Raw genomic sequence first — 18,928 nt, 5'->3', positions numbered from 1 at the left:
GGTAGAATAGGCAATACAATAACGCCCATCTTCTGTTTGTCGTAGACTACGAATACTGCCATATTCTAACATTTTACCCCAACCAATGCGATCGCTCTCCCGGTCCATTGACTCAAATACATCTTTTCCACGAGGGGTGTAAGTATCTGCATAAACAGGTTCGGCAAAAACTTGCCACAAAAATCCTAAAGCTGCACCAACTTGTCCAGAAAAAAAGGCTCTCCAAACATCTCTTAAAGCATATCCTGGCCATCCCCAAATATTATCAGGACAGGAATCTGAACCAGAACGAATCCGTTTATGTCGGGGAATTTGACAATTTTTCAGTAGGCTTTCATAGCGCTTATAAGGTTTGTCTTGAATACTCAAAACTTTAATATTTTCCGGTTTAACCCCCGCAATTCTCAACATATCCACCCAAACAAAACTGCCCATTCCTCCCCCGCAGGCCACATATTCTGTTTCTCTGACTAAAATACCACTGCGACGAATAGCTTCCGGGGAAACCTTTTCTCCATTCCAAAAGTTGAGATTATAGGGAAAACCCGCAGGTTGACTAGGTACAGCGTCGGGAGTTTGCTGTTCTAAAGCATCCGTATAAGGGTTAAAAATGATGGATGATTGAGAATCTGGTAATTTCCGCACCCTAGATACCGGAATAATCTCAGATTGGGGGTTAAAAATTGTGGAATTATTTTCCAAGACAACGGTAGCATTCTCATCCCCAGATGGAATGAGAATAACGGTAATGGTATGATTACCTATTCCCAGTCTATCCCCACTGTTTAAAGTCCGACGTTGATTAAGTAGCTTTTCACCGTTAACTTGAGTCCCATTGGCGCTCTTGTCTTCTACATAAAGCTCATTGTTGTCTAAGGTAATTTGAGCATGAAACCGAGAAATTTGCTTATTAGAGTCCAATAAAACTACAGGAGACACCGTTTCACCATTGATAACCGCAGGAAGTTGAGTTATATCTCGTCCGATAGCTACCGGCAGGGTAAAAACCTGTTCTTCCTGCTCCTCTGTCAGTTTATTTTCGGAAATCAGCTTGATTTGCATGGTTTTGATGCTCCTATTTACACCTTAATATCTGATGGTCTGACTCGGTTTGAGTCAATTGATACTATTAATACATCAATATTTTCCCCTATTTCCATAAAAATACCGAAAAAACCTTAAAAAAACTTTATTTTTTATTCCCTATTTCATAGATTAATCGCTACATATCCAGAGATGAAGATGCGGTAAGCTAACAAAAGCAGTTTTTAACCTCAGAACAATGACAGCAAATAGTCCCACGATTTTGGCTTTAGACTTTGATGGAGTGGTTTGCGATGGACTAATTGAATATTTTGAGGTAGCGTGGCGTACCTACTGTCAAATTTGGTCGCCGATTAACGATACACCACCAGATGATTTAGCTTTAAGATTTTATCGTTTACGTCCTGTAATTGAAACTGGTTGGGAAATGCCTGTTTTAATTAAAGCCTTAATTGAGGGTTTTAATGATGATCAAATTCTCCAATCATGGACAAACATCACTCCCCAAATTTTAGCAGCAGATAACCTAGAAGCAAAAGCAGTTTCGACAAAATTGGATCATTTACGAGATGAATGGATTCAGACAGATTTAAATGGTTGGTTAAGTCTCCATAGATTCTATCCAGGTGTGATAGAAAGACTCAAAATAACTCTTAAAAGTGAAATACAGTTATATATTGTCACTACCAAAGAAGGGCGATTTGTCAAGGAATTATTACAACAAGAAGGAGTTAATTTACCACCAGAAAATATTTTTGGGAAGGAAGTAAAACGCCCAAAATATGAAACTTTGCGTGAATTAATCAAGAAAGCAAATATCCAAAATGTAAGTTTATGGTTTGTGGAAGATAGACTGAAAACTTTACAGTTAGTTAAACAACAATCAGACTTAGATAATGTCAAACTTTTCTTAGCAGATTGGGGTTATAACACTCAACCGGAAAGGGAAGCTGGCAAAAATGATCCACGTATTCAGCTAATATCACTTTCCCATTTTGCTCACGATTTTTCCACCTGGTTGTAAATCGAGTAAACCTAGATCCCCGACTTCTTTAAGAAGTCGGGGATCTTAATCTTTTGAATTAAATCAATTACCTCTTGATAATTAGAAATTCTTTTTTGTTCTTTAAATAAGTTAGCTGCTGTTGTCAAATCAGTAATTGCTCCCTGTTTATCACCCAAAGCATTGCGAGTAATACCTCGATTTTGGTAAGCTTCAGGAAAATTAGGATTAAGAAGTAATGCTTGATTGAAATCTGCAATAGCACCTTTTAAATCTCCCAAATCATGACGAGTAAATCCTCGATGATTGTAGATACCAGGATAGTTAGCATTAAGACTGATTGCTTTGTTATAATCTGCAATCGCCCCTTTTAAATCTCCCAACTTATAGCGAGATATTCCTCGTTTATAGTAAACTTCAGGAAAATTAGGATGTAACCGTAAAGCCTTATTATATTCTTCAATAGCCCCTTTTATGTCTCCAAATGTATGACGGTTAATTCCCTGATGAAAATATACTATAGCCTCTTTCAGATCAGATTGTGCTAACAGTGCTGATTTTATTCTAAAATCGGAAATATTTGCCAAATTCTTAGCGCTCACCTTTGGACTATATAATATAGTTCCTAATATGAGAGTTGTAATTGTTAATTTCCATTTTTTCATGACGCTATTTTTCCAATGATTAGCATACAGTTATTAATTATATGGCATTTACTTACATCAACACAAATAGACTCAACTAATATGCTTGATTTAACAAAAATATCGAGACAAATGCAAGGTTTCAGTCAACATTTAACTTCAGAAGTGGCTGCAAGTCATCAGCGGTTAGAGTTAGCACAAGAATATTTAAAAAAGGCCTTTGAGTGTCAAGAGGAGTTAGTTAAACGTCAAGAAGAATGGCGAAATCGGATTATTTTTGCGAATGCTACACCCATTGAACCTCTCGAAACCTGTATTACTATTCCTGTTCCCCCCAAAGTTCATACTGTTATTTCTACAGATGGTTCGCAAATTGCCCCCAATCATCACGAAATTGCGTATTGTTACTTACTGAATATCGGCAGAGTTGTTTTACACTATGGTCAAGATCTTCACCCGATTCTCGATAGTTTACCGGAGGTATTTTATCGCCCTGAAGATTTATATATCTCGCGTCAGTGGGGCATTAGAACAGATGAATGGATGGGTTATCGGCGCACAGCCTCTGAGGCTACAGTATTAGCGGAACTGGCTTGTAGTACCAGGACAGAAGCCCCAGTCTTAGCAATGATAGATGGTTCGTTAATATACTGGTTTTTAGATCAGTTACCGATGGATGCCAGGGATATGATTTTACCTCCGGTTTTAGAAGCTTGGCAAAAACTCCAACAAGCCCAAATCCCCCTCATGGGTTATCTTAGTGCCTCTCGTAGCACCGAAGCCACCAACTTTTTACGCTTTTTAGCTTGTCCTCATCCTGTCCCCGATTGTATTACCCATTGTCCCAATCAACTAGAATACGTACCTTGTAAAAAATTTGATACATTGCGAGACACAACCTTATGGACAAGCCAACTTCAACCTGGACAACGCGGACCATTATGGCGAAGTAATGCCCGAATTTTAGAATTGTATGACGAGCAAATTATTTATTTTTGTTACGTCCATGTCGGGACAGAAATTGCCCGGATTGAAGTTCCCGCTTGGGTTGCAGAAAATTCCATCATGTTTGATCAAGCACTAGGGCTAATGTTGGCACAGGTACAAAAAGGATATGGTTATCCTGTGGCGATCGCCGAAGCGCATAATCAGGCTGTAGTCAGGGGTGGTGATAGAACCCGGTTCTTTGCCCTTTTAGAACGACAAATGATTAAAGCTGGGATCAAAAATGTCGGGATTTCCAACAAAGAAGCAAGAAAACGGGGTAGTATTGCCTAAACTCAGGTTGTACATGGAGTTTATCTTTTTGGTCATTTTGTGCGAAAGTATAGATATAAGTAAGTCATGGAATAACGAACCACAGAGGCACAGAGAACACAGAGAAATGGGGGTTTGAGAGATATTTTGCTTAAGTCCTGTCATTTACTCAACTCAATTATTTTAACACCGCTTTAATTCAGATAATAAAACTACAATTTCATCTATTGCTGTTCTCATGACTTTCCCCGGTTGTTCAGATTGATTTACCATAATACTAAAAACCAAGGGTTCATAATTGGGTGCGTTCATATATCCAGATAGAGTAGAAATTCCTCTCATTGAACCTGTTTTTGCTTGCACTATTCCCGCAGCCGCAGTATTAAGAAACCGATTTTTTAGACTACCTTTGACACCAGAAATAGGTAAAGAAGCCCGAAAAACTGCTGCTTGAGGTGATTTATCAATTCCTTGTAAAAGTTGTACCAACGCTGCTGGAGTCGTTAAATTTTTCCGAGATAAACCAGAACCATCTACAATGACATAACCTGCTGGTGCAACTCCTAATTGAGTTAAAGTTTCTCTGACAACTTGTAATCCGACATCAGCCGTATTTTGATTTTTTTCTTCTGGTTTCTTAATAGCTAAACTTCTGAGTAAAGCCTCAGCATATAAATTATTACTATTCACATTTGTCTCTAGTAATAATTCCGATAAAGGTGGAGATTCTACTGCGGCTATTTCTTTGTCATTTTTACTCAGATTACTACTCAGAGTTTCTTTAACTGTAATTCCCTCTTTAGCTAAATTTTGGCGAAATTGTCTGATAAAATTAGCAACTGGATCAAATACGGCTAAACCTGTAATCTCTGGCTGGGAATTTATAGCCAATTGTCCTTTGATTCGCAGAATTTGTCCTTTTAAGTCACGATTTACTTCTACAAAACTGGGTTTATCGGCTTCAGTAGTGACGGAATTATTTTCGATTTTCCACCGATATGCTTCTGTTGGTTCTGTCCATTTTAATTTTAATGGTTCTCCAATAGTTTGTGGTAAAAAAGTTAATACAGTAGCATTTTCATTGAGAATAAAACTATTAATTGGTGCGCCATAATCAGCTTGAATGTCTTCCCATTCCCAACTGGAATTAACTACTTCACCTTGAAAATAACTATCATCAACAATTAACTGATTAATTTGCCGAATTCCCTGTTGATATAGTTGTTTTGATAATATTGTTAATTGAGCATTTTTGAAACTAGGATCTCCCCTTCCCACTACACGCAAAACACCATTACCTTCATCATAAATAGAGGTACGAATCCGAAAATCTGCCCCCAATTTTTGTAATGCTGCTGCGGTAGTAAATAGCTTCATATTAGAAGCAGAAATAAAATATTTTTGAGAATCTTGACTATAAAGAATTTTTTCTGATGATAATGGTTTAACTAAAATCCCCCAACGGACTCGACTAAATTGAGGATGATTGATAATAGTATTAATAGCAGATGATAATTGAGCAGGACAAATTGATTTGGTAGTATTAACTTGGGGAACAGGTGTTTTGGCTTGGGCTATTTTTTGAATACTACCAATATTAATAGAAATAAATAGTAATATCAAACTGGCATAATTTTTTTTTAACATATTACCAATTATTATTTGGTTTAGCGAGATTTTTAAACTTTGTAAATTGTGGATCAAATAATAGTTTAATTGTTCCTGTTGGTCCGTTCCGATGTTTAGCTATGATTACTTCTGTAACTCCCCTCTCTGGGGTATCTGGTGAATAATATTCATCGCGGTATAACATCATTACTATATCCGCATCTTGTTCAATTGAGTTATGAACAATAATATTATTAGCAATAAAATTATGTAATTTATCAACTGTTAAATCAAATACTTCTTCTTCTCCATCAGGTATAATTGAAACAATTTCATCCCAGTATACATCACTGTTGGCAAGGGCAATTAATTGTTGATTCAAATCTAATTCATCTAATCTTTTCCAACCATTAATAGTTAAAAATTTATGATTACCAGTAGCACGAATTTTTCGACCTAATCGAGTTGTTAAGGTAAATACCGATTTCATGCCTGTGGAAAAGGCATTACTCACAATTGCTTTTTCTAATTGCATTGTTTTTTCATTTAATGCCCAAACTGCAAAACCAAATTTACCTACTAATTCTTTAATTGGTATTTGTATTCCACTATCAGCTAATGTTACTAAAGTATCTCCTGCTAAACAACCCGATTCTCTCAAATCAGATAACATTGGGCGTTTATTAGTTCTTGCTTCTACTCCACGACTTAACTGTGATAAAGCAATTATGGGTACAGATAATTCTCTTGCTAAACCTTTTAAAGAACGGGTAATTCTTGATAATTCTTGCACACGATTATCACCTGCACCTTCCATTAATTGCAAGTAATCAATGACTATTAATCCTAAATTTCCATTTTGTTCGGCTTGCAGTCGTCGCGCTTGACTTCGCATTTGTGTGACTGTAATATTTGACGTATCATCAATAAAAATTGGCGTGTCTGAGAGTTTATCAATGGCACGGCTTAAAGGTTCCCATTGGGTTTGACTAATCCGGCCACTTCTTAAATAACTGCTTTCAATTCCGGCTTCACTAGCTAATAGTCTTTGTACTAGCTGTTCTTTGGACATTTCTAAACTAAAAACAGCCACCGGTAGTTTATAACCAGCAGCAATATTATGAGCGAGGTTAAGACAAAAGGCGGTATTGTGAACACAAATATCATTAGCAATAAAGTTGTGTGTTTCGGGAATTGTTAAATCATAAACTTGTTTGTTACCAACTGATTCAATAGAAATAATTTCATCCCAATATACATCACTATTTGCTAATTGCTGAAGTGGTAAATTGTCTAAAGCCGTGGCTAAAATCCATAATCTTTCCCTTTTTAATGCCCGTTTACCGACATGAATATTTGTATAGCTTTTAATCCCAGCCCGTTGAGCTAAACTACTCCAAGTTTCGCTACCTTTAGCTACTGCTATCTGTTCCCAAATTTCTACAGGTATCAAGTCACGATTGGTTTGATATCTTTTTTGAGATATTGCTTCTGTAACTTTTGCTAATGCTGCTTCTTTGCCAAAAATGCCAATTTCTGCAATGAAGTTTTTGATAGATATGGCATCAGTAATATCTAATTGCCATGCTGGTCTGCGGGTATTATTATATTTTACAGACCTTTTTTTCAAAGCAGCAATAATACCAAATCTTAATAACAGATGTTGAATTTGTCTTGCTAGTTTTTCGCTGACTGTACCATAACCTAATTGTGATTGACCACTATTGAGTAGGGTAGCCCAGCCGTCAGTGGCAAAGAGACGATTTAGGAATAAGGATAATTGTGATTTTTCTAATTTAAATACAATATTTGGGACAGTTTTAGTATGAGCATCTTTGCCCCATAAACCTAATTTTTCTAACCAAACTGTCAAAGCATTTTTACTCGATTTACTGATACTAGCGAATCCATGAGGTGCAAATTCTTCTGACTTAATTTCCAGAGTTTTACATAATAACTCAAAAGTGTCATAATTTGGTACACATTCTCCTTTTTGCCACATACAAAGTAAAGATGGCGTTACTCCTAGTTCATTGCTCAATTTTTTAGCAGTTAATGAACGAGAACTAATAGCAATTTTGAGCCTTTCCGCGAAAAGCTGTCTTTGAGTGGCAATCAATTCTAAATCTCCACGAACACATAATGAAGGTGTCCGTTGTCCTTGGGAATCTTCCCATCGTACTGATAAACCACCAAATTCAGTTACTGCTTCAGAAAAATCTGTTTGCAATAATGGGTTGCTGTTTGTAAATCTAGGAGTGCTATTAGTTAAACCACCATCACCAATTAAATAACCTAATAATTTGACTTCACACTCGCGGATAGTTTCTGTCCCAAACACATCTATTTTACGAGGGATGGCAATCTTATTTCCAACTTGCAAATTTTCTAATCTTTGCCAGCCTTTAATAGTTAAAAATGGGTGAGTGATTGTGGTTTCAATTACCCGACCTAATCGAGTTGTGACGCGGAAAACTGGTTTAATTCCATCATCTACAAATGCAGATGGTTGGGTAAAGGTAAATTTCCAATCATCATTTAAGGTTAATAATGAACCTTGACGTTGCTGATATAGTTCTTCAATTGTCGCAATTTGTCCATCTGCTAAGACGATTTCTGAATCATGGCTGAGGCATTTTCCCATTGACGGCCTCCCAGCAACGATAATTAAATCAGAACGCTGAAAACCGCTAGTCATGGCATCTAAATCATAGAAACCACAAGGTATCCCCGGTAAAGCAATGCCTTGATGACGAGTTTCAATATCTTGAAAAGTATTAATTAAAGTGTCACCAATATGAACTAATCCTGATTGGGTTTTTTGTTGGGTGACGTTAAAAACTTTTTGTTCGGCACTATCAAGAACAATTGGTAATTCTGTTTCTGTTTCAAAACCAAGATGAACAATTTCATTCCCGGCTTTAATTAATTGCCGACGCAGGTATTTTTCCATGACTAACCCTGCTAAGGCATCAATATTGACGGCAGAAACTGTCCGGTCTACTAATGTTGCTAATTTATTTCTGCCACCAATTTGTGTTAATTGATCATTGTCTGTCAACCAACTAGTTATAGAAAGTAAGTCTGTGGGTTTTTGCTGGGTATGGAGACGCAGGGCGGCTTGATAGATGGTTGTATGGGCGCTAATATAAAATGCTTCCGGAACTAGGCGATCGCTCACTCGACCAATTGCCTCTGGATCTAGTAGAATACCTCCTAGAATCGCTTCTTCTGCTTCGATGTTTTGAGGTGGGACGCGATTACTACCATCACCTTGAAAACTTAGTTCTTCAGCCATAGAATTTTAAATTTTAGCGATTTTGGATTTTTACCTAATCATCCAAAACCGATAGGAAAATATTGATAACCACAGATATATCATCTGTGGTGATTAATTAAGTCACCGTTAGTTAGAGACGACTTCAATGTTAATTACTGCTGTTACTTCAGAATGGAGTTTAATTTCAGCTTTGTAAGTACCCAATTGGCTAATATCGGGAATAGTGATCCCACGACGATCTATTTCTAGACTAGCTACTGCTTGAATTGCATCTGCAACATCTTGAGTAGTAACTGTACCGAAAATAGCCTCATTTTCACCAACTTGCTTGGCAATTTTTAAACCAGCAATATTTTCTAAAGCTGTTTTTTGCTCAGTTGCTTGTTGTTTGAGTTCTAATTGTCTTTGATATTCTTTCTCGCGTCGGCGTTCCACTTGTTTGAGCAGACCGGGTGTAGCACGAGCGGCTAAACTCTGGGGGATGAGGTAGTTACGAGCATAACCGGGAGCTACTTCTACCAAATCACCGAGTTTTCCCAGCTTGGTAACATCTTTTGTTAAAACTAATTGCACACGTTTCGCCATTGTTTTTCGCTTTTCTTGGTAAAATCTTAGTTATTTGGGTGTCATCAGAGTGGCTCACAAAATTGTAGCTTGATCCTCAGCGACTTTGAACATACCCACAGCCTCAAGATTCTAGCGAAGTTTGGGGAGCGATCGCAATACCAAATGTCAGAAATATCAAAAAAGGAGTTGAGAAGGGACAGACAAAGAAGATAACCAGAAAATTCTTAACCACTGACAACTGACAACTGACTAAAAATTATCCTTCATCCCTCGAATTCGAGCAAAGGTTTGGACTCCTTCTTTACTTTTCGCTGTTGCTTGTAGAGATGGTTCTTCCCAACGTAAAAAAGGATTTGTGAGTTTTTCCACTCCTAGTATTGATGGAACTGTCGCTTCATTCCCATCCCGTTGAGCTTTAACATCTTGGTAGCGTTTTTGTAAATCTGCATTTTCAGCATCCACAGTCACCGCAAAACGCAAATTGCTTAAAGTGTATTCATGGGCGCACCAGACGCGAGTATGATCAGGTAAAGCCCGGAGTTTAGTTAAAGAATCTACCATTTGCCCCGGTGTACCTTCAAATAAACGACCACAACCTCCCGCAAACAATGTATCACCACAAAACAATTCTCCAGGCTCTCCTGGACTTGCTGGGGGGAAATAGTAGGCAATGTGAGCGCGAGTATGTCCAGGTACAAAGAATATATTAGCAGTGCGATCGCTAAATTGGATGCGATCGCCTTCCTGCAAAAATACCTGTTGTCCCGGAATCCTCCCCCGATCTTCCGCACCTCCATAAACTTTCACATCGGGAAATGCTTTAATTAATTGTGTATTCCCACCCACATGATCGCCATGATGATGAGTATTAAAAATTGCTACTAAATCAGCCTTGAGTTTCGTCAATTCCTCTAAAACTGGTTGTGCTTCCGCAGGATCAACAACAGCCGCAATATTCCGCACTGGATCATGCAGTAAAAATATATAATTATCTGAAAGTACCGGTAAACGGATTATCTGCATTAGCTTTTTCTCCTCAAAAACTATCATCAGTAATAGTAAGTTGCTAGTTATCTAGTTGGTAATTGGTGATTGGTAATTGGTGATTGGTAATAAGATACCTATTTTCTTCATCCTGTAAATCCTTTAATCCTGGAAATCCTGATTCAGACAATGAATTTAATTTCTTTATCCTGTTAATCCTTGAATCATGGACATCCTGATTCAGACAATGTATTTTTCCATCCTGTTAATCTTTGAATCATGGACATCCTGATTCAGACAAGATAATCTTACTAAGACCAAGAATCTAAATCCAAAGACTGCATTCCTTCGCTTTTAACATAATCTAGCAAACCTCCCAACTGCCGCCAAATAAAGAAACAAGTTAGCAGACTCATAGGTAAACCGATACTTAAAGCCATTCCTAAAGGAAACCCAAATATCTCAAAACCAGAACAAAGAAATAAGCAAGAACCACCAGTAATACCAATAAATGGCACTAATAATTGTTTATAAAAAGAACGGGTATTAGTCTTTTCTTTAGGAGATTTATCCCGTGGCCATTGCTGGACAATTACCTTCAATGTTCCAGATAAAGCTAACCCAGAAGTGAAAGCCGTGAGAAAACCAACTAATAGTAAAAAGTAGGGTGGTTGCAGAGGGTAATAGTACATTAAAACTCCTGGTTGTTATTAAAATTCATTTTTATTTGGTAACAGATTATTTAGCTAAAATAGCTGCTACACCTTCTCTAGAGAACTCTGTTAACAGGCTAATGGCGACATTTAGTAAACGATTTGGGGGTAAATCGTCCTTGACTAAATCCCACAAACTTTGGACTTCTTCTGTGTGCAAACGGTCATCTTCAGTGATAGCTAAAACCAACTGACGACGGAGAAATTTACCCTCTTCGGAAAGGATGAATTCCAAACCCATCTTCGCTGTTGGTAAAACATCGAAATTGCTATCAGTGCGAGCAATAGTAATCAGATTTTCTAACCTTTGCCACTGAAATTTACCATCTTTAAACAACACATTCAATAGCCGTCGCCTTAATGCGGGAGATTCCCCAGTTAATAATCGTCGGGCGATATAGGGATAACCAACTTCCACAATTTTGAAATTGGGGTTTAGACTCAGCGCAATTCCTTCTTGTGTCACCAAAGAACGAATAATTAAAGCAAACTTTGCCGGTACACGGAAAGGATATTCATACATCAATTCCGAAAACTCATCGGTAATGGTTTTGAAGTTGAAATCTTGGACATTTTTACCAATAGCATTTCCTAATACCGCTTCTAATGCCGGCACAATAGGGGCAATATTAGTATTCGCTGCCAAAAAGCCCAATTTGACAAAATCTGCCGCTAAATCAGCGTAATCCTTATTTACCAAATGCACTAAAGCATCAACTAAATTCTCCTTAGTGGTTTCCTCTAATTGATCCATCATACCAAAATCAATGTAAGCCATGCGACCATCGGCCATAGCGAACAAATTCCCAGGATGAGGATCGGCATGGAAAAAACCATGCTCTAATAGTTGTTGTAAACCAGTAGTTACACCTATTTGAATGATGGCTTCTGGGTCTAAACCTACAGATTGAATATTCTGAGTATCTGTGAGTTTAAAGCCATTAATCCATTCTAGGGTTAAAACATGAGTGCTGGTATAATTCCAGTAAATACTGGGAATTTTTACCTGGGGGTCATTACGGAAATTATGGGCAAACTTTTCCGCATTGTGACCTTCATTGATGTAATCAATTTCCTCAAATAACTTTGTACCAAACTCGTCCACAATCAAAGTTAAATCATGACCGAGATTCAGCGGTAGCCAGGGAGCAAGCCAACTGGCAACCCAACGCATGAGATACAGGTCTTTTGTCAGTAATGGGCGTAAATTGGGGCGTTGTACCTTGACTGCCACTTCTTCACCACTGAGTAAGCGACCCCGGTAGACTTGACCCAAACTAGCCGCTGCTACGGGTTGAGGGGAAAGTTCCCGAAAGATTTCGCTAATTGAGCGATTTAATTCTGTTTCAATAATCTGATATGCCAGATCATTATCAAAAGGTGGTAACTGGTCTTGTAACTTGATTAGTTCTGCTAAGAAATCCTTGCGGATTAAGTCGGGACGAGTCGAGAGGGCTTGACCAACTTTAATAAATGTCGGACCCAGATCGGTAAGTAGGGTTCGCAACTGGGTAGCGCGTTTCCCTTGATTTTCCTCTACCTCGTCTTGCCAGTCGTCCCACTTGAGACTGAATATAAATCCGGCAAAAGACCAGATTATTCTCAGTAGTCGCCCCCATACTAACCAGGGACGGTAGCGAAAGTGACGACTGGTAGCCGCGCTTGCCCAGGGCAACGCTTCTGGATTATACTGCTTTAATTCATCAGATTGATACTGACCCACGCCTTTATTTGCCTCTTCAACTGGGAATTGTACATCGTCGCTTTGATTCTGAATGCTAACTTAGTTGTTGGCACAGGAAAATGGTACTTTTTAGTTTAGAAAGAAACTTTAACCGGATCTAGGCGCAATAGGTGAAGAAATAAGCCTATTGATCCTAGATTTATTGATCTTTTTCTTAACTATACTTTATAAAAGTACAAACTTTTTGTATGTATTTGGGGTATTTTATCTTTTTTTAATGACTAAAGCCTTTCCATAATGTAGTTAATTTTGACACCACCCAGTCAGAAATATCAATCAGCTATGCAAATAACCAGCAGTGAAATCCAAGCTATGCGGGAATTAATGCCAGATTATGCGTCACAATAATAATTAAAACTATGTAATTTATCTTCACAATGTCCCTCTCCCAGCTTACCCCCACTCTTTCCTCTCCCCACACCCCCACAGAAACCTACTGGGGATATGATTATGATTTGGTTATAGTCGGTGGTGGAATTGTCGGTTTAACCTTAGCCGCAGCTTTGAAAGACTCTGGTTTAAATATCCTCCTTATTGAAGCTAGAGTGGCATCAGCCGCAGTGGCTAAAGGACAGGCTTATGCTGTACATATGCTGTCCGCACAAATTTTCCAAGGAATTGGTTTATGGGATAAAATTCTCCCCAATGTTGCCAAATATAACCGAGTTCGTCTCTCTGATGCTGATTATCCCGATGTAGTCAATTTCCAAACTACTGATTTAGGGACACCAGAGTTAGGTTTTGTAGCGGAACATTATGCACTGTTAGAACCGTTACAGGAATTTGTCCAAAGTTGTCCAAATGTAACTATCTTGTGTCCAGCGGAAGTAGTAAGTACGCAAAATGAGAGAGATATAGTTACTATTAATATTAAAATTGCCGACGAAAATCGGATAATTCGCAGTAAATTGTTAGTCGCTGCTGATGGTTCAAAATCTCCTATTCGTCAAGCTGCGGGGATTAAAACCAAAGGTTGGAAATATTGGCAATCATGTATTGTGGCCTTTGTGAAACCAGAAAAATCCCACAATAATACCGCTTACGAAAAGTTTTGGTCTAGTGGTCCCTTTGCCATTTTACCTTTACCGGGAAACCGTTGTCGCATTGTTTGGACTGCACCCCATGAAGAAGCAAAAGCTTTGTGTGCGTTGAATGATCAGGACTTTTTAGCGGAACTAACCAAACGCTATGGTCAGCAAATGGGGAAATTGGAATTATTGGGAGACAGATTTATTTTTCAGGTACAGTTAATGCAGAGCGATCGCTATGTTCTCCCTAGATTAGCATTAATTGGTGATGCCGCCCATAATTGTCATCCCGTCGGTGGACAAGGTTTAAATTTGGGGATTCGTGACGCAGCCGCATTAGCTGAAATTATCCAAACAGCACATAAACATCGTCAAGATATTGGCAATATTTCCATTCTCAAGCAATATGAAAGTTGGAGAAAAAAAGAAAATCTCGCAATATTAGGTTTCACCGATTTATTAGATCGAGTTTTTTCCAACAACTTCTTACCAATAGTCATAATTCGCCGTTTGGGTCTATGGATTATGCAGCGAGTTCCCATGGTTAAAATATTCGCCCTGAAATTAATGATTGGCTTAAAAGGAAAAACTCCTGAATTAGCTAAACGGTGAAATTACCAAAACCAAAATATCGTAGGGTGCGTCAGACTCGATAACTTAGCCAGCCATAAATAGATTTTGACATCTGACGCACCTTAGAGGTTGTTTGAAAAGTATTATATGAAACCCATAATCTCCAAAAACCTAACCCCCCTTCCCCCCTTCCCTACAAGGGAATGGGGGTTTTAAAGCCTCTCCCCTGGTAGGGGAGAGGTTTGGAGAGGGGTCTGTTTACACATTAAAAACTTTTAAAACATCCTCTTAGAAGCAATCAAAGAATTTCGTCGAGGGATTTAATGGTTATTCCTCGTTTCCTCGTTTCCTCGTTCCCAGCTTCTACCTGGGAATGCAATCTAGAAGGCTCTGACTTCTGATAATCTAGAGGCAGAGCCTCATAAACCGTATTCCCTGCCAGAGACAGGGAACAAGAATAATTTAAACTTCTAGTTTTTCCTTACCCGCATTCAAAGCCACAACATCCTGTAACCTCGAAAGCACAAAAGACTTCTCCAGATAAGAAAACAAACCACCAGCTTTTGGACCCTTTTCTTTGTTCAAGAAAGATAGATACAAAGCCTTAAAAGCAATTGGTTGTTGAATCCCTAACTCCTTAGTAGTGGAGAAAATTATAGTTTGCAATGCCTCAGCTTCCCAATGAGGAATATTTTGCAAATTCTCCCTCAACTTTTGCAAATAAGCAACTTGTTCAGAGTTCAAATCATTAGCTTTCTCTGGAACTTGTTCCAAATAAAGAACTAACTTTTCTTCCTCATCTGCATAATCTTGTAACCACAATTGTGCAGCAGCAATTCTTTGATTAATAATTTGCTGATCATACTCAGTTAAAGGCTGTGGACTACGTTGGATAACCTCATCCTGAATATTTAAACGCGGAACTTGCAACAAAGAAATCAGGGTACTAAAATCAAAAGGTTGGAAAGTTTTAACTTCATCCCCTAGCTGTGCGTAAAATAACGGCATTAATTCCTCCGTTAATTCAGGAGATTTAGAATACTTGTTGATTAAAGTATCGTAATCTCTAAATAAACGAGTAGTAGTTTCATAATTTGGCGCGAAATTAATTACAGTTCTTGGCTGAGTTCGCAACATTAAAAAGCGTAGTAATTCCGGTGGAAGTAAAGCCGCAATTTCTTCAGCACTCGAACCTACACCCTTAGAAGAACTCATCTTTGTCCCATTCACAAGAATGAATTCATAAGGAGAATGGAAAGGAGGTTGCTTTTGTAAAACCTTGCGACTAATAGCATTAGCAACATCTCTAGAACCACCTTTTTGAGAGTGGTCTTTACCTGCCATTTCAATAGTTACACCCAACACATCCCACTTCGCTACCCACTCAACTTTCCAAGGTAATTTACCATTACCATTAAAAGGAGAAACCCAACCAGAATGTCCACAACCTTTTACATAGTCAGTTGCATCAGGTTTGCAGGTGTAAAATACTTCTGAACCGTTATAATCTGTAGTGACAGTTGTGGCAATCTTACCGCAATTTTCACAAACAACTTGAAAAGGATACCAATTACTTGGACGGTCAGCCTTGCTTACTTCTTTATATGCTTCTCTCACCAAATGAGCATTTTTCAAAAAAGTGTCAATATAGGAATTAAGTTTTCCAGAACGATATAAATCGCGGAGAAAATAAGTTTCTGGTTTAATTCCTAAATACTCGAAAACTTCAAAAAATTCACCAATGAAATATTTAGCATAATCACTAGCATCATCACCAGGAGAAGGCACATTACACAGCGGAAAGCCCAAATAAGGAGAAAATTTTTCCTGATCTAAGTATTTTGGAACCGTATCCAGTGCGTCATAGTCATCCACACCATACAAGAACTTGACGGGCTTTCCTGCGTGTTTCAAAGCCCGGTAAATCACATCATGGATAACCACACCTCGCAAAGATCCAACGTGTACTCTTCCTGATGGAGTTTTAGAATCATTAACTACCTGGTAGCCTACTGCATCAGCAGCAATTTTATCAGCCCAAAACATTTGCTATTTATCTTTTCACAATCCATCCATTTTAACTTTTGTCATGGAGAATAATCTCATTGTTGACTAAGTTCAATAATATTTCTATCTGGATCTTTAATAAAAATCGCCGCCCGACCAGAAGCACTAGCTTGGAAAGGATAGTTTTTAGTGATTAACTCATCTTTCACAACCTGCAAATCAACCACAGAAAAAGCAATATGAGGATTTTGCCCCCATTTTTCCTGTTGCTTATCAGTTGGTACAGTAGGTGCAACAATCAGATGCAGTTGATAATTACCAATTTGATACCAGACACCGGGATATTTTAAAGGACGTTCTACTTTATTTAATCCTAATACCTGGCTATAGAAATATTCGGAACGTTCTAAATCAGTAATTAGGATAGCAGTGTGAAGACTCTGTGTAATTTGCATTTTTTGTTAAAAATATAGTACAATTTTATCTGTCAAATTAGAACTTATGTAATTGATTAAAAATATATAAAGAAATACGACCTATATTTTTTATTAAATCATTATCAATTTTGACATTTCCTTTCCTAAATATGCAATTTATTTTGTACCACTACTTATTATAACGTTAAACTGTGGAATAATTCTTGTGGAATTACCCTAATTGTTTTTATGTCCGCAAAAGAATCTGATCTAAAAATTCAGGCTCAAGTAATATTAGATGCAATAGCTTTTACTTCCTTTGAGCAATGTCAACCCTTAAACCGCAGGTTTGATAACATATCTCGAAGTCCTGGTATTTACGCTATTAGACACAAAACGGAAGGATTACTTTACATTGGTAAAGCACAAAATCTACGTAGTCGTTTCAGTGGAGGTCACAAAGCTTTTTTATGGGCATGGCTAGATAAATATAGAGACGAAGATGTGCGTATTGCAGTACAAGCAATTTCTCATTGGGAAAATCCTGGGCTATTATTGGAATTAGAAGCAATTATTCTCAGAGCTACTGAACCTCCTTACAACGTTCAAATACCAAGTGAGCAGTAACATTATGCAAGTAGAACTTTTAGAGCAACTTTCCGCTACTGATGCTAAAATTATCTTAGAATGCTTGCCAGAAAAAATCAAAGCAGCTTTAATTGCCCGTGCTGTTGAAATTGACTATCCAGTAGAAGCTATTATTGAAATGGCGTTCACGTAGTGTCTCTGAAAGAGAATCGCTAGTTTCCTAGATAGCGAAGCATTAGGTTTCGCAGACTGCAAACCAGGACGAGGACAATAGCAAACAACAAATATATATTAGTATTATTGAAACCTAATATATAGGACTCCTAAATGATTCCTGAAAAATATTAAGTAGTGTAGGGTGGGCAATGCCCGCAAAAACCAGCATACTGTCAGAAGTTGGATATTTTGTTGTTCATAATTTTTGGTTCTTCGGTTATTTTTATGGAAAACCTGGTTCAAAATCATTGAAAGCCCTATTGTGTAGGCATTTCATTGAAAATATGGAAATAATTGTTTATAACCCTTGTCCCGTAAGGGTTTTTTTATCATCAATCCTCAATCACCATAAAAGGGACGCAAGAGCCGTAAATCTTTCAGATACCCGACTTCTTAGAAAAGTCGGGTATCTTGTTGTTCATATTTTTTTGTCTAAATATTGAGTTAGAGAGGATTATTTTCCATGAAACTTTGTATTTTTGCATTAAGTATTTTTTCAGCTTCACGCTTCATAGATACTGCTTGTTCTTTAGCGTTTTCTACTGCTTCTTCAATAGCTTTTTGGTTTGCAGCCATAAAAATCATATCAATAATACAACCAACTATGAACATTAATAGGATTATTAAAAAAGCTGCCCCACCTATAGATGTAATAGCAGGTATACCAAATATAAACAATAAGCACCCTATAGCACTACATCCGGGAAAGGCTTTTTTCTCCGCTTCTTTTTTTCTATCAGCAATAAGTTGATCAGCTTTTTTTTCTATCTCTGGTATTTCTTTTAAATAACTACCTACTTCAGATATAAAATTATTCATGTATACACGGTCATGGTATATAGCTAAATTTAGTTCTGCACCTGTGCAATCTTTAATAATTTGCAGAAGCTTAAATAAGTCTTCAGCTTTCCAAGATGTTCCACAATCTAGACAGGCATTGACATTTCTATCTTCACCTGTAACAGCCCCAACAGCCGCACCTACAACACCAAATAAAGCATATCCGACTATAGCATTTCCCCAATTCACATCAGTTTCCTGTTTAAGTTGGATGTGACCAGAACCACAATTAGGACAATTAGCCATGATAGAAACCCTTTAATACTACTATACTTACAGTAGTATTACATTTGTCTAATCATAATGCAATTGTTAAATTAACTTTTTGACACACCTGGAGATGAACGCTAAAAAATCAAACCAAAAAACAAAACCCCCTCTAAATAAATAGAGGAGGCTTTGTAGTTGTAAATATT

15 protein-coding genes and 1 pseudogene are annotated in these 18,928 nt (G+C 37.7%); 5 read left to right on the top strand and 11 right to left on the bottom strand.

The genetic code is table 11. The annotated features are described in order from the left end of the window. Positions 1 to 1,062, bottom strand: a 1,062-nt coding sequence (locus FJR08_RS20680; protein ID WP_168634400.1) for an FHA domain-containing protein, incomplete at its 3' end; no start/stop codon positions are given. Between the two features lie 220 nt (positions 1,063 to 1,282). Here FJR08_RS20680 and FJR08_RS20675 point away from each other — a divergent pair. Next, on the top strand, positions 1,283 to 2,068 hold the full coding sequence (locus FJR08_RS20675; protein ID WP_168634399.1) for an HAD family hydrolase: 786 nt from the start codon (positions 1,283 to 1,285) through the stop codon (positions 2,066 to 2,068). 11 nt (positions 2,069 to 2,079) lie between these two features. Here FJR08_RS20675 and FJR08_RS20670 read toward each other — a convergent pair whose 3' ends face one another. Then, positions 2,080 to 2,712, bottom strand: coding sequence for a tetratricopeptide repeat protein (locus FJR08_RS20670; RefSeq protein ID WP_015079129.1), 633 nt, complete (start codon positions 2,710 to 2,712; stop codon positions 2,080 to 2,082). Between the two features lie 81 nt (positions 2,713 to 2,793). Here FJR08_RS20670 and FJR08_RS20665 point away from each other — a divergent pair, with 81 nt between their 5' ends. Next, positions 2,794 to 3,969 carry a DNA double-strand break repair nuclease NurA gene (locus tag FJR08_RS20665; protein WP_168634401.1) on the top strand — a complete coding sequence of 392 codons (1,176 nt, stop codon included), beginning with the start codon at positions 2,794 to 2,796 and terminating at the stop codon, positions 3,967 to 3,969. A 162-nt stretch (positions 3,970 to 4,131) separates the two neighbouring features. Here the strand turns inward: FJR08_RS20665 and dacB are convergent, their stop codons facing one another. The 6 genes from dacB to FJR08_RS20635 all read right to left on the bottom strand — a co-directional run bounded on the left by dacB (position 4,132) and on the right by FJR08_RS20635 (position 12,823). After that, positions 4,132 to 5,595 (bottom strand): D-alanyl-D-alanine carboxypeptidase/D-alanyl-D-alanine-endopeptidase, encoded by a 1,464-nt coding sequence (gene dacB / locus FJR08_RS20660; RefSeq protein ID WP_168634398.1) that lies wholly within the window; start codon positions 5,593 to 5,595, stop codon positions 4,132 to 4,134. A 1-nt stretch (position 5,596) separates the two neighbouring features. Further along, entirely contained in the window at positions 5,597 to 8,854 is a 3,258-nt protein-coding gene (dnaB, locus tag FJR08_RS20655) for a replicative DNA helicase (protein WP_015079126.1), read from the bottom strand. A 108-nt stretch (positions 8,855 to 8,962) separates the two neighbouring features. Beyond that, positions 8,963 to 9,421 (bottom strand): 50S ribosomal protein L9, encoded by a 459-nt coding sequence (rplI, locus tag FJR08_RS20650; protein ID WP_015079125.1) that lies wholly within the window; start codon positions 9,419 to 9,421, stop codon positions 8,963 to 8,965. 231 nt (positions 9,422 to 9,652) lie between these two features. Beyond that, on the bottom strand, positions 9,653 to 10,426 hold the full coding sequence (gloB, locus tag FJR08_RS20645; RefSeq protein ID WP_168634397.1) for a hydroxyacylglutathione hydrolase: 774 nt from the start codon (positions 10,424 to 10,426) through the stop codon (positions 9,653 to 9,655). Positions 10,427 to 10,698: 272 nt separating this feature from the next. Beyond that, positions 10,699 to 11,079: a hypothetical protein gene (locus tag FJR08_RS20640; RefSeq protein ID WP_168634396.1), complete on the bottom strand. Its 381-nt coding sequence runs from the start codon at positions 11,077 to 11,079 to the stop codon at positions 10,699 to 10,701. Positions 11,080 to 11,125: 46 nt separating this feature from the next. Next, positions 11,126 to 12,823 carry an AarF/ABC1/UbiB kinase family protein gene (locus FJR08_RS20635; RefSeq protein ID WP_015079122.1) on the bottom strand — a complete coding sequence of 566 codons (1,698 nt, stop codon included), beginning with the start codon at positions 12,821 to 12,823 and terminating at the stop codon, positions 11,126 to 11,128. Between the two features lie 398 nt (positions 12,824 to 13,221). On the opposite strand from FJR08_RS20635, the gene FJR08_RS20630 reads away from it, so the two are divergent. Beyond that, complete coding sequence (locus FJR08_RS20630; RefSeq protein ID WP_168634395.1) at positions 13,222 to 14,484, top strand: FAD-dependent hydroxylase; 1,263 nt, start codon at positions 13,222 to 13,224, stop codon at positions 14,482 to 14,484. A 423-nt stretch (positions 14,485 to 14,907) separates the two neighbouring features. Here the strand turns inward: FJR08_RS20630 and lysS are convergent, their stop codons facing one another. Next, on the bottom strand, positions 14,908 to 16,491 hold the full coding sequence (gene lysS, locus FJR08_RS20625; protein ID WP_168634394.1) for a lysine--tRNA ligase: 1,584 nt from the start codon (positions 16,489 to 16,491) through the stop codon (positions 14,908 to 14,910). A gap of 56 nt (positions 16,492 to 16,547) precedes the next feature. Further along, positions 16,548 to 16,907 carry a VOC family protein gene (locus FJR08_RS20620; protein ID WP_168634393.1) on the bottom strand — a complete coding sequence of 120 codons (360 nt, stop codon included), beginning with the start codon at positions 16,905 to 16,907 and terminating at the stop codon, positions 16,548 to 16,550. Positions 16,908 to 17,117: 210 nt separating this feature from the next. Here FJR08_RS20620 and FJR08_RS20615 point away from each other — a divergent pair, with 210 nt between their 5' ends. Next, complete coding sequence (locus FJR08_RS20615) at positions 17,118 to 17,495, top strand: GIY-YIG nuclease family protein (RefSeq protein WP_168360085.1); 378 nt, start codon at positions 17,118 to 17,120, stop codon at positions 17,493 to 17,495. A gap of 4 nt (positions 17,496 to 17,499) precedes the next feature. Then, positions 17,500 to 17,730, top strand: a pseudogene (locus FJR08_RS24315) (hypothetical protein). A 386-nt stretch (positions 17,731 to 18,116) separates the two neighbouring features. Here FJR08_RS24315 and FJR08_RS20605 read toward each other — a convergent pair. After that, complete coding sequence (locus FJR08_RS20605) at positions 18,117 to 18,758, bottom strand: hypothetical protein (RefSeq protein WP_168634392.1); 642 nt, start codon at positions 18,756 to 18,758, stop codon at positions 18,117 to 18,119. Positions 18,759 to 18,928: the final 170 nt, after the last annotated feature.

The organism is Dolichospermum sp. UHCC 0260 (assembly GCF_009711985.1).
GTDB classification, from domain to species: domain Bacteria; phylum Cyanobacteriota; class Cyanobacteriia; order Cyanobacteriales; family Nostocaceae; genus Dolichospermum; species Dolichospermum lemmermannii.
Note: the sequence above shows the minus strand (reverse complement) of the source record. Positions and strands in the feature narration are given on the sequence as shown.